Genomic DNA, 11,560 nt, shown 5'->3' with positions numbered 1-11,560 from the left:
AAAGAAATGCAAAGAATGCCAAGATTATTCCTATAATAATTATCATTCGGATTTTCATTTTCTAATTGGCTACAACGGTTAGTATATGAAAAGTAGGCGATTTCGAAGCACGAAACTTTCGGTTAAGCACAAACTTTGATACAAGCCAAAAGCCTTTATATTACTACTATTCCGCCTATTTTTTATATACATTGTTAGCCACTGGCTTTTTTTATTAATCTCTCATATTCCCAATGTAATCTGTTCCTTTACATTGTGATAAATCAAAGATGCTTTTATGCATTCTTTTAATTCCAATTCAGGGATTTTCTGGTTTAATTGAAAGACGATTGCTCGTTTCCCCTCGTATTGAAATTTGTGGTCAAAAACCAACCTGAAGGTATCAACTAATCTACTCGTGCATTGGAAATACATTGCATATTGGTCAGGTGTTTTTTCTTTCCAATCCATTCGTAAAGTGCTTCCGTTTTTGGTAACAAAACTGGGTTCTCCCCATTTCAAAGTTTCTTCCAAAACAGTCACTCCTTCGGTTTCTTCGGCTGTTTCAATTACCAATTCCCTCAGATGTTGCAATTTATCCCGAACAAAGTCGGGATAATTCGCAAAAACTCCATTTACTTTTGGGTCTGTCTTTAAGGTTAGTTTACCCATTAGTTTCTTGTTTTATACCTACATAGAAATCTACTTCCGCATCAGAAGGATTTTGTGCTTTTTCACCGAAAATTTCAAAATCGGCATCAAAGGTTCTGTCCAATTCCATCTCAAAGATTTTCGACCATTGGTTAACGACCAATCCTTGCATTAAGTCTCCTTTTGCAGTTGTCTTGGTGTATGTTCCTCCACTAAATGATTGACCGACCATTCCGCTGGGAATGTTGTCCAAATTTTCAACTTTGCAACCAAGTATTGCCGTATACGGTTTTGTATGGTCACTTTCGTAGTCCGTATAAAGTGAATAAATTTCATTATCAACTTTATTAGGGATTTTGTCTAAAATACTCTCGGACATAAACTTACCCCAAAGTTCAGCAATTTCTTTACTTGCCTGTCCGTTCTCGTTTGTCGTTCTAATCGAGATTCCGATAATGTTAAAAGGTTCAATTTTTACTGTTTGCATTCTTTTAAATTTTATGATTTACTGCAAAAGTAGATTGACCTTGTGCCAAAGGTGTGTCAGGGGTGTTCTTATATTTTTCACTACATTTTTCAAGGTATTCTTGCAAAGTCATTTTATGTGGTTCAAAGTGACTACCCAAGATTTCTATTTTTTGGATACAATCAAGACGAAACGCTCTAAAGTCATTTCTTAATTTACAAAAGGCGATTAGTATCCAATTGTCCTGTGTAGTGTAAAGTGCAAACGGTTCAATTTTTCTTTGACTTTGCTTGTTTTCCAATGACAGGTAATCAATTTTTATTGTTTGATAATTTGATATAGTCGATTGAAGTTGTATCAGATATTTGCTTGTTTTTTCATTCTCACGATTATTGCGTACCTGTATTCTGTTAGTCAGCAGTTCCGCCTTTTCTTTTTGGGCGTAGTTTAAAACTGACTTGATTTTTGTCACAGCACTTTCGTATTGTTCGGTCAAAGATTGGTCTTTATTCTTTCTGATTAGTTGTTCTGCTGTTATCAAGGCGTTCGCTTCGCCTTGGGTAAACATCACTGGCGGAAGTTTATAACCTTCCATAATGGAATAACCTTTTCCTTCTTCCGTCACGATTGGAATTCCTGACTTCTCAAGAGTTCGGATGTCTCGATAAACCGTTCTGATACTTACATTATGTTTTTCGGCAATATCCTTTGCGGTTACAATCTTTTTCGATTGTAATTGGGTTAGGATTGCTGTTAATCTTGCAAGTCTGGGTTTTTCTTTGTCCATTTGGTTTTTTCAGCTTGTGGCTAACACTTATATATACGCAAGTGCTCCATCAAATGTAATAAAAATAATTTAATGATGAATCATTGTAATAACCTTTATTACAGGGATTTATTGCTGTGCGTATTTAGAATATCATTATACAATATATTACTGTTTCTTGAATAATTGATATATAAAATACGCATAGTACTGTTTGAGTTTTAAACACGTACAATCAATTACAAACGAATGTAAGTAATTAAATACCGATTAACATTTGCAAGCCTCCACATCTTTGCAGTGTCGAAACATTAGAACTCGATAGTATTAACTGTTTAACCATTAAATTTAGAAATTATGAACACACTTAAAAACAAAGTACAGTTGATTGGTAACTTAGGTAATGACCCAGAAATCACCAATTTTGAATCAGGAAAAATCTTAGCTAAATTTTCTATTGCTACAAACGATAGTTATAAAAACGCACAAGGGGAAAAAATTACAGATACACAATGGCACAATGTGGTAGCTTGGGGAAAAACAGCCCAGATTATTGAAAAATTTATTACTAAAGGAAAAGAAATAGCGATAGAAGGGAAGTTAACAACGAGATCTTGGGAAGATAAAGAAGGTATGAAACGTTATACAACAGAAGTGGTTTGTAATGAGCTCTTAATGTTAGGGAAATAAAATATAGTTAAGATTATATAATAAAAAAGAGCAACCCATAGGATTGCTCTTTTTTATTATATAAAATACAAGTTTTAAGTTGTAAAACGTATTGTTTACTCTACTGTTAACGTGTATTGAGGTGTTTCATTTAAGGGACAGAAATACACGTATTCTCCTTTAGTTAAAGTCGTTACATTACTGGTTTCTGTAGTGTTATTTTCTACAACTTTAGTAACATAAGCCGTTTTAATATGGTTTTCTGGTTTAGAGGCGTCTTTTCCTTTTGGCACCAATACAAAACCAACTTGTTTACCTACGTTATGGTTGGCAATTTCAAAAATGTAATCGCCTTCAGATAAAGTCAGTGCTTTTTGAGTAAATTCTCCTTTGGTTTGTTCTAAAGTAACTGATGTTGCTTTAGTTTTCATATTGTCTTGTGCATTTCCTGTTACTGTAAAGGCTAATGCTAAAGCGATTATTGCTATAAATTTTTTCATCTTTTTTGCTTTTAAGGTTTATTGTTAATTATACTGTTTCTAATTCTAAAGGTTGTGCTAAGGGAAAATCTACAGGTACTTGCGTAGTGTTGTGTATATAATTAGATATTGTTTTGTCTCCAACTAAAGAGATGGTATCTATTAAGTTTCCTTTTGTGTAGCCTGCATTAAAATAATTTTCTAATACGTCTTGGTCCGTTTTTCCTCTGTTTTCAGTAATGTTTTTAGCTAATTTGGCTAAAGCATCTAATTTTTTATTTACAGAAGAATAACCTGCTCTTAGTTCTAAAATTTGCTCGTCTGTAAAGCCGTTCATCTTTCCAATTGCAGTATGTGCAGATAGACAATAAATACAATCGTTTACTTGGCTTACAGCAAGGTTTACAACTTCTTTTTCTTTAGCAGATAATGATGTTTTTGCGTTAGCAAACGTTAAGTAATTTTCTAATGCAGTATCACTATTTGCGTACGTTGCATATAAGTTAGGAACAAAGCCAACAGCTTTTTCTAGGTTATCAAAAATTGCTTGATTGTTTGCGCTTACGTCTTCTCTTGTTAAAATATTAAATGTGCTCATGTTTTTAATTTTTATGATCCTGAATTTATTCAGTATGATTATTATTTATTTTGATTTTTTTGTTGGTACAAAGTTGCTTTAAATCTTAAGGGTAAAGAATGAAGGTTATTCCCTTTTACATGTCATTTTTTCCCTTTATAAGATTTTAACCGATATATGGTTTTTCTGCATCACAATAGTAATCGTGAATATGCTTTTGTTCACAGTGTGTTTCTGTATTAATACTGCTTACTATTTTTCTTGGGCTGTTTCCGAATATCTCTATGAGATTGAATATAGATTTGATTTTTAGTTTCATCTTCTTATTGTTTTAATATTACAATGCAAAGATGTGACGGAAGTCGCTGTATTAAAATGGAGAATTTGCCCTAAGGCATGTCAATTTTTCCTAAGCTGTTGTTTTTAGGCGTTTTTTATAGTCCGAAGGTGATACTGAAGTGTTTTTTTTAAACAAACGACTGAGATGAGACGCATCTTCAAAACCAATATCGTAAGCAATTTCTTTGGCTGTTTTATCTGTATATACCAATTGACGTTGCGCTTCTAATACAATACGATCATGTATAATTTGTAATGGACTTCTGTTGAGTTTAGCAAAATTATTAGATAATGTTTTTGGAGATCTAAAGAGTTTGTCAGCATAAAATGAAACACTGTGTTCCGTTTTAAAATGCTGCTCTACTAAGTAATTAAACTCACGTAGTAAGTCTACCTTAGAGCTTTTTGGAGATTCCGTAATGCCTTCCTTAGCTTTTAATAAACGTGTGCTTTTAATGATAAACCTTGCCATTAGCATTCTAAGCATTTCGGCTTGTATGTTGTCTTCGGTTTCTAATTCGTCTATAAAAACGTCATGAAGAGTATCAAACTTTTGTTGCTCAATAGTATTGAGATGAATAATAGGAATATTAATATTTCCGAAAAACAGAATACCAACACAACTTACCTCTTGGTCGTGGTCTTTAATACAGTAAAATTCACTATTAAATTGATAGACTATAATATTTTCACCTTTTATATATTGAAGATATTGAATAGGTGTAAGTGCTAATATGCTATAAGGTGGAAGGGTTAACGGAACATTATCGATAATTAAATCGACAGGTTCAGATTTTGCCCAAATAAAAGTGTATAACTCACATTGTTTCCCTTGTTTAAAGTCGAATAAATCATTCTCATTTCCAATGTTAAAAATCGCGTTTGTAGAAAATTCTTTAAATGTGTAAGTCATAGTTCTTAAGTCTAGTTATTGAACTAAAAATTACAAAACGATAGAATTATTTAAATGATTTTATACATGAAGCATAAAAAAGACACCAGATTTTAGACTAACACTTAAAAATCTCTGATGCCTTATTTTAATTAAAGTAGCATTTTATAAATAGCAGACGTTTATAAAATGTCCTTGTTGTTATTGTGCGCTCCAGCCGCCATCTAAAACAAAAGATGTTCCTGTAATGGTTGTAGAACTGTCTTTTGCTAATAGTATGGCCATATCTGCAATAGCTTCTAACGGCACAAATTGCTTTACAGCTTGCTTTTTTAGCATTACTTTTTCTACAACCTCGTCTTCCGTCATTTGGTGTGCTTTGGCTTGGTCTTTTATTTGCCCTACAACTAATGGTGTTTTTACATAACCAGGACAAATAGCATTGCAAGTAATATTAAAAGGAGCACCTTCTAAGGCCATCACTTTTGTCATACCAATAACACCATGTTTTGCTGTGACGTAAGCCGATTTAAATTCTGAAGCTCTTATACCATGTACAGATGAAACATTAATAATTCTTCCAAATTTTTGTTTCTTCATTTGTTTCCAAGCGGTTTTTGAAGCATAGAAAACAGCATTCATGTTAATAGCAATAATGTTTTCATATTTCTGGTTTGGGAAATCCTCAATGGGTGACACAAATTGAATACCTGCATTATTTACTAACACATGTAAACTACCAAAAGTGTTTATGGTTTCAGTCACAAGGTTTTCTATAGCTTCAGATTGTAATAAATTGGCGTTAGAAAACCCAACTTTAATATTGTGCTCTTTCCCAATATTGTTTGCTATATCTTGTCCATTAGATTCTAAACCATGAAACATAATGCTATAACCTTCCTTAGCAAATTGCTGTGCAATACCTAAACCAATTCCGCTTGTACTACCTGTAATAAGAACGGTTTTATTCATGATTTAAAAATTTTTGAAGTTCTAAATTGAAGGCTTCGGGTTGGTCAATAACAACGCCATGTCTAGAGTTTTTAATGATAACTAAATTTGCGTTTTGTAACCTATTTACATAAGCTTGCTTAAAGGATTCTGGTGTATAATCCATATCAGAGCCTACAACTAAGGTTCGGGTTTTAATATCTTTAATTTTTTCTCCTAAACCCCAAGCCATTAGTGTGGTAAACGATTTGTAATACGCATTATAGTCATTGGCTTTGCAACGTTCTTCAAATTCGTTTCTTAAATCTAATTGATGGTCTTCTGGGAACATATTAAACGAAATCTCTTTAGCTAAAACAGCTAATCCTTTTGTTTTTAAAAATGCTGTTCTGTTATTTAAAAGGTCTTCGCCAATTTTACCCATATTATTAAAATCTGGACCAGAATTTACAATCACTAAATTTTCTAAGTATTCAGAATGTTGAGCTGCCATTTCAAAGGCTACTGCGCCACCCATTGAAAACCCAACAATCGTAGCTTTTTTTATGTTTAATTGATCCAGAAGTTGTTTTACATCTTCGGTCATTAGTTCTACACCATACGCATCTTGTGGTTTTGTAGAGTTGCCATGTCCACGTAAATCAATAGTAATAACACGATGTGTTTTAGAAAAGAAAGGGACTTGTGCGTCCCAATCTTTTTTAGTGGATCCTAAGCCATGAAGTAGCAAAAGCACATGGCCTTGGCCGTGATCTTCATAATCTAGCTCTATATCGTTAACTTTTATTTTCACAATGAATGAGATTAGTTAACAGTTGCTGGTTTTTGCTTTAAGCTAAATTTGTATTTAAGCTCTAATGAAACTAAAGTTTCTATAGCTGGTGAAGCCACAAACTCTCTAATTTCAGCATTCAATAGGTTAGTAATACTTAAACCCATTGATAATTGATCAGAGACGTTATAACCTGCATTGGCATCAATTGTAAATCCGCCTAATTGTCCGTAATTCCAAGTTCTTCCTACTTGTGCATTTTCTACAATTTCATTAATGCCATCACCATCTTGATCTTGTGTTTTTGCAGCGACGTTAATACCAGAAAAGAAATCATATTTTTCTACATATCTACCGAAAACAGCACCATAGAATTTTCCTTTGTTATAATGCATTCCAACACTAAACTTATGGTTTGGTGTGTTAATAGGTAATTCGTTTTCTAAAACTTGTCCGTCTAAATTACCATCATTAGCAAGGTCATCTGTATCTAAATCACGATCAAAATAAGAGTAGTTAAAAGAGGTTCTAAAATTGTCAGTAAAGTAATAGTTTAATCCAATATCTGCGCCATAGGTATCTACATGTCCAAAGTTAGAGTACGTTAAAATAAAAGCACCAGTATTACCTTCGCTAACTTCTCCAATAGGCTTGTCACCAACATGTGTTACAAAATTACCGTTTGCAGCATCTGCAATATTACGTAATGGACTAATAAAGTTGTCAGACTGGTTGTAGTATGCGTTAACATCAATAAATAATTTTTCTGATAATTGACCTTTATAACCTATCTCGTAAGAATTGATGGTTTCTACATCTAATTTATCAATTTTAGTACCATCAGTTAATGTAAACCCTTCACCATTTCCTAATACTAAACCTCCAAATAAGTTTCCTTTAAGGTTTAAAATAGAAGGTACAGCGATTCCTTTTCCGTAAGTAACTCTAAATGTTCCGTTGTTTAATTTTTTGGTCACTGCTAATTTCGGAATAAAGTTAGAACCGTATAACTCGTGGTTATCAATTCGTCCTCCAAACAAAAATCCCCAACCTGAATCTGCTAATTTGTATTCTAACTGTGTATAAATTCCGGTTTGATCTAAATCAATTCCACCTTCATCTAAAAGGTAAGTGCCTTTAGAGTCTGCCATGTCTAATTGGTATTGAGCACCTAAAGTAACATGAAGATCGTTCCAGCTATTGTTGTATTGCGCTTCTGCATTAAAACGTTCAGAGGCATCTTTAAAAAGTGCACCACGTTGAAGCGGAACACCAACACCTGGTCCTAATGGAAACCATTGTTCTGTGAACGAACGTTCGCGAGCTTCAGCTTCAGAAAAACCATTTTCTATAAACGACACATAGTTTTGTGTTCTTTGGTTCATAGCATAGGTTTTATCTGTTTTACTCCACGTATAATAGGTGTTTGCAAAAAAGTGTTTAGACACAAACTTTAATTGAGCAACATCAATGGTCCAGTCTTTAATTTGGTTACGACCAGCGCTTGTAATACCAATATTACTGTTATTACTGTGTCCGTAATATCCGATTACTTCAGAGCCTTTAGTTGGCTTGTAGTATAGTGAAGCACCATATTTTTTAGAATCGAATTTGCGATCTAAATCTAGTTCTTGGTAAGCTTTTGTGCCAACATAGACACTATCTGCATAGTTGAATTCTTTACCTTGAGATCTTTCAAAATGAAATTTATAAGCAAATTTTTCATTAATCGCTTCTGCATGTCTCAATCGCGTTGTTAAAACACTTTGGTTACCAAAACCTAAAGCAACTGTTGTGCCTTCAGATTTTCTAGGGTCTTTAGTAATTGTACTTACTAAACCATTGTGTGCATTTGGTCCATAAAGAGTTCCGTTAGGTCCTAATAAAATTTCAACTCTAGAAATATCATCTTTTGTTACGGTAGAGAATGAACCCATTGGTAAGCCTGTAGCAATTAAAGTCGATAATCTATCATCTGTTACTTGTAAGTTTTTAGAGTTAAAGGCTGAGTTAAATCCTCTAATATTAATACCTGTTCCTAAAACACCACTTCTTACAAAGTCAACACCTTTTTGTCTTGCTGCTAATTCACCAATATTAAAACTTGGGAATTCTTCAATGTCTTTAGATGTAATAACGTTAACTGTTGCAGGTACATCTGTGATTTTTTGTGGTTGCTTATTTGCTGTAATTACAACTTCATTTAAAATACTGTCAGATTCTTTTAGAGACGTAGTGAATTTTGTTGCTTTGCCTGCAGTAACCGAAACGCTTTGCGTCGTCGTTGCAAAACCAACATAAGAAACAGAAACTTCATAAGTGCCATCTGCTAAATTATCTAAAATAAATTTTCCGTCGTAATCTGTTACTGTGCCTTTGTCTATAGACTTAATATGTACAGTTGCTCCAGATAGAGGAGTGCCACTTGCTTCTGTAATAATTCCCTCTATACTACCATTATTTTGAGCAGCCATAGTAAAAGTACTAATGAGGGTTAGTAATAAAAGTAGTTTTTTCATAATATAGAGAATTGTTTAGAATTAGTTTATAGGGCAATCTATTATGAAATTGAAAATAAACACCTTCAAAAGATTAAGCTTTTATGTGTGACTTTTTATAAAGAAACAGAAATAATTACTTATTAACCTCTTGTAAGTGCTGTTTTTTAAATGAATTTTTATATGTGAGACTTTAGCTGTAAAAAAGCTTCAGGTAAGTTGTTTGAAAGTGTGTCTATGACCTTAATCATCAATTGTTTTTGATTTTTTGTAGGTTGAATAGCTTTAAGAGGTGCTTTTATTTCATCTAATAATCGATTAGAGTTTATGCGACCTTCCATGTACCTCGATAATGAAATACTCCACGAAATATTTGGCACATAATTACTCTGTTTTTGGCGTTCAGTCTCTTTTTCAATAAGGTTGAATTTTGAAGCTAACTTTAAAACATCATCATATTTTTCTAGAATAATTAACACATTAATATACGATGTAAAAAAGTGATGCCAACGATGGTTTAAGACTTCATTTTTATATTGTCTCAAAAAAGTTTTGGCTGTAGCTTCTGCCACTTTATTCTTATTAAGCTCAGATAACACTCTAATTTGGTAAGAGCAATAGCCAATCTTTTGATGGTAATTATGGGTTTCCTTATATAAATCCTGATGCAGTTCTAAAAGTGAAAAAGCATCTTTAGGTTTATGGTTTCTTAGTAAAATAGCAACTAAATTATTAAGATACATTAAAGCATCATTATTGTTTTGTCTAATGGATAAATAGCCGTAAAATTCGGCTTTTTCAAATTCATCTTGTTTAGAATGTAGTAGAACTCTACTCGCGTAATAATTAGAAAGAATCCGTCTAGAGTACATATCACCTTGATTAAAATAGTAATCAATCTGGTCAAAGACCATTTTTAATTTACCATTTTCGTTGTAGTTAGTGTACATAAAAGCAAGTAGAACAAAAGCCTGATATCTGTTTTTGCCATCTATGTTTTTGTCATTAAAAACAGCCAATAACCAATTTTCTAGATGTTTAGTGTCGTTATTGTTTAGCGTGTATTGGTTGGTGATTTCTGTAGTTGCTTCATACAGATTGTCTTTAATATTTATGGCTTCGTCATAATGCGTTTTATAAGATTCTATAAAATCGGCTACGGTTTTATGGTCCTTGTAGCGCATTCTTACTAAGAGGTACGATTTGTACTCCTTGGCAAGCTCATATAAATTTTGGAAATTGTATTCAATAGCCTTATAAGCCGAAATGTAATGTAGAAATTCTTTTTCTTCGTTTGAAGTTATAGCGTCAGTTAAGATTTTTTTGTTCAAAGACATTATCCATGCAATAGTCATGTCTACATCTATATTGGCTAATTTTTTTTCAACCCAAACTTTTATGTAAGAATATTTTCGTTTGTCAATGGTAGCATCAAAATCTACACGATTGTTTTGAGATAACGCATTTGAGATAACGAGCGAAATAATATTGCGCTTTTCAATATCTGTAAACTGAAATCGCTCCTCGAGATATTTAGCTTCATTAGGTAAAATGGTTTTACTAAACGCTGTAAATTTTTTAAGCTTTGTTTTCATTCTTCATTTACAAATTTCTCAATAAGTGTATTAATTTCTGCAGGCTTTTCATATTGAACAAAATGACCAGCGTCTTTAATATAGTTTACTTTTACAGTTTTTATGTGTTCTGAAGCAATGTTACCAACATCTTCTACGGTTAATTTCGGATTAAAATAACGATTAGGAATGAGTGCGTCTTTATCTCCAAAAATCACTAAAGTTGAACTTTTTATGGAATCTAAATCTTTAAAAACAGGTTCGTCTAACATGCCATAAATACTATTAACAATGGCATGGCAATGTGCTTCAAAATCAGATGCGTCTTTAATCATTTTTCGGTCATTAACCATTTTTGAAACATCGTCTGGTTGCTTATAAAAATTAAGAGCGTAGTTCTTTTCTATTTGCGCATCTAGCGTATTTGCTACTGATGTTGGTGTAAAATAGGTTTTCATGAATGTAGCGCTAGTTTCAGAAAATTGTTCTAAACCAGCAGGTGCGACTAATATTAATTTTTCGATAACATCAGGATATTTTGAAGCAAATTTAATGCTTGCTTGTCCACCCATTGAGTGGCCAATAAGTGTAATGTTCTTTAATTCTAATTTTTCAATAAATTGATGTATCGCTTCAGTAAAAAAACTAGGTGTGTAATCGGCTTCTGGCTTAGATGATTTTCCATAACCAGGTAAGTCTAAAGCAATACAAGTATAAGTTTTACTTAGTGTTTCTATGTTTTTAGACCAAGCATCAGAGTTACTGCTTAAGCCATGTATAAACAATAGTGTTTTTTCGCCATTACCTTCTTTTACATAACTAATTTCTAAACTATCTAAGCTTATTGTGTGCGTTTTAAAATTATATGCTGAAAGTATATCTTTCATTGGTTTTTTAGTGTTTTGCGAAAATAAAGTCGTGTTAAAAAGGATAATTGTTAATACTAT

Annotated in this window: 13 protein-coding genes; 1 reads left to right on the top strand and 12 read right to left on the bottom strand. The window is 32.6% G+C overall.

The genetic code is table 11. The features are described from left to right. Positions 1-222 precede the first annotated feature (222 nt). From Q0807_RS02725 to Q0807_RS02715, 3 genes are read right to left on the bottom strand one after another with little or no spacing between them, the layout of a single operon-like run. Complete coding sequence (locus Q0807_RS02725) at positions 223-651, bottom strand: DUF1801 domain-containing protein (protein WP_299106081.1); 429 nt, start codon at positions 649-651, stop codon at positions 223-225. After that, positions 644-1,117, bottom strand: a complete 474-nt coding sequence (locus Q0807_RS02720) for an effector binding domain-containing protein (protein WP_299106079.1) — start codon at positions 1,115-1,117, stop codon at positions 644-646. The genes Q0807_RS02725 and Q0807_RS02720 overlap by 8 nt, the downstream gene beginning before the upstream one ends. A gap of 4 nt (positions 1,118-1,121) precedes the next feature. After that, positions 1,122-1,883, bottom strand: coding sequence for a YafY family protein (locus Q0807_RS02715; RefSeq protein WP_299106077.1), 762 nt, complete (start codon positions 1,881-1,883; stop codon positions 1,122-1,124). 336 nt (positions 1,884-2,219) lie between these two features. Between Q0807_RS02715 and Q0807_RS02710 the strand changes: the two genes are divergently transcribed. Further along, positions 2,220-2,552: a single-stranded DNA-binding protein gene (locus Q0807_RS02710; protein ID WP_299106074.1), complete on the top strand. Its 333-nt coding sequence runs from the start codon at positions 2,220-2,222 to the stop codon at positions 2,550-2,552. Between the two features lie 95 nt (positions 2,553-2,647). Here the strand turns inward: Q0807_RS02710 and Q0807_RS02705 are convergent, their stop codons facing one another. The 9 genes from Q0807_RS02705 to Q0807_RS02665 all read right to left on the bottom strand — a co-directional run bounded on the left by Q0807_RS02705 (position 2,648) and on the right by Q0807_RS02665 (position 11,500). Next, positions 2,648-3,031, bottom strand: coding sequence for a cupredoxin domain-containing protein (locus Q0807_RS02705; protein WP_299106072.1), 384 nt, complete (start codon positions 3,029-3,031; stop codon positions 2,648-2,650). Positions 3,032-3,059: 28 nt separating this feature from the next. After that, a complete protein-coding gene (locus Q0807_RS02700) occupies positions 3,060-3,608 on the bottom strand; it encodes a carboxymuconolactone decarboxylase family protein (protein WP_299106070.1) in 549 nt (182 codons plus the stop codon). A gap of 145 nt (positions 3,609-3,753) precedes the next feature. Then, positions 3,754-3,906, bottom strand: a complete 153-nt coding sequence (locus Q0807_RS02695; RefSeq protein ID WP_299106068.1) for a hypothetical protein — start codon at positions 3,904-3,906, stop codon at positions 3,754-3,756. 90 nt (positions 3,907-3,996) lie between these two features. Beyond that, the gene (locus Q0807_RS02690) at positions 3,997-4,839 is read right to left on the bottom strand and encodes an AraC family transcriptional regulator (RefSeq protein WP_299106066.1); all 843 of its coding nucleotides are present in this window, start codon (positions 4,837-4,839) and stop codon (positions 3,997-3,999) included. A 180-nt stretch (positions 4,840-5,019) separates the two neighbouring features. After that, positions 5,020-5,790, bottom strand: coding sequence for a 3-hydroxybutyrate dehydrogenase (locus Q0807_RS02685; protein WP_299106064.1), 771 nt, complete (start codon positions 5,788-5,790; stop codon positions 5,020-5,022). Continuing rightward, the gene (locus Q0807_RS02680; RefSeq protein WP_299106062.1) at positions 5,783-6,562 is read right to left on the bottom strand and encodes an alpha/beta hydrolase; all 780 of its coding nucleotides are present in this window, start codon (positions 6,560-6,562) and stop codon (positions 5,783-5,785) included. Before Q0807_RS02680 ends, Q0807_RS02685 begins: the two co-directional genes overlap by 8 nt. Before the next feature lie 11 nt (positions 6,563-6,573). Further along, on the bottom strand, positions 6,574-9,060 hold the full coding sequence (locus tag Q0807_RS02675) for a TonB-dependent receptor (protein ID WP_299106059.1): 2,487 nt from the start codon (positions 9,058-9,060) through the stop codon (positions 6,574-6,576). A 158-nt stretch (positions 9,061-9,218) separates the two neighbouring features. Next, positions 9,219-10,634: a hypothetical protein gene (locus Q0807_RS02670; protein WP_299106056.1), complete on the bottom strand. Its 1,416-nt coding sequence runs from the start codon at positions 10,632-10,634 to the stop codon at positions 9,219-9,221. After that, positions 10,631-11,500 carry an alpha/beta hydrolase gene (locus Q0807_RS02665; RefSeq protein WP_299106054.1) on the bottom strand — a complete coding sequence of 290 codons (870 nt, stop codon included), beginning with the start codon at positions 11,498-11,500 and terminating at the stop codon, positions 10,631-10,633. Before Q0807_RS02665 ends, Q0807_RS02670 begins: the two co-directional genes overlap by 4 nt. Positions 11,501-11,560 lie beyond the last annotated feature (60 nt).

The organism is uncultured Winogradskyella sp. (assembly GCF_947495255.1).
Classification (GTDB): Bacteria; Bacteroidota; Bacteroidia; order Flavobacteriales; family Flavobacteriaceae; genus Winogradskyella.
This window is presented reverse-complemented; position numbering and strand designations above follow the sequence as displayed.

Excerpts from the sequence above, each read along its gene's own strand:
- Q0807_RS02725 (WP_299106081.1), bottom strand. The coding sequence starts at position 651 with ATGGGTAAACTAACCTTAAAGACAGACCCAAAAGTAAATGGAGTTTTT.
- Q0807_RS02720 (WP_299106079.1), bottom strand. The coding sequence starts at position 1,117 with ATGCAAACAGTAAAAATTGAACCTTTTAACATTATCGGAATCTCGATT.
- Q0807_RS02715 (WP_299106077.1), bottom strand. The coding sequence starts at position 1,883 with ATGGACAAAGAAAAACCCAGACTTGCAAGATTAACAGCAATCCTAACC.
- Q0807_RS02710 (WP_299106074.1), top strand. The coding sequence starts at position 2,220 with ATGAACACACTTAAAAACAAAGTACAGTTGATTGGTAACTTAGGTAAT.
- Q0807_RS02705 (WP_299106072.1), bottom strand. The coding sequence starts at position 3,031 with ATGAAAAAATTTATAGCAATAATCGCTTTAGCATTAGCCTTTACAGTA.
- Q0807_RS02700 (WP_299106070.1), bottom strand. The coding sequence starts at position 3,608 with ATGAGCACATTTAATATTTTAACAAGAGAAGACGTAAGCGCAAACAAT.
- Q0807_RS02695 (WP_299106068.1), bottom strand. The coding sequence starts at position 3,906 with ATGAAACTAAAAATCAAATCTATATTCAATCTCATAGAGATATTCGGA.
- Q0807_RS02690 (WP_299106066.1), bottom strand. The coding sequence starts at position 4,839 with ATGACTTACACATTTAAAGAATTTTCTACAAACGCGATTTTTAACATT.
- Q0807_RS02685 (WP_299106064.1), bottom strand. The coding sequence starts at position 5,790 with ATGAATAAAACCGTTCTTATTACAGGTAGTACAAGCGGAATTGGTTTA.
- Q0807_RS02675 (WP_299106059.1), bottom strand. The coding sequence starts at position 9,060 with ATGAAAAAACTACTTTTATTACTAACCCTCATTAGTACTTTTACTATG.
- Q0807_RS02670 (WP_299106056.1), bottom strand. The coding sequence starts at position 10,634 with ATGAAAACAAAGCTTAAAAAATTTACAGCGTTTAGTAAAACCATTTTA.
- Q0807_RS02665 (WP_299106054.1), bottom strand. The coding sequence starts at position 11,500 with ATGAAAGATATACTTTCAGCATATAATTTTAAAACGCACACAATAAGC.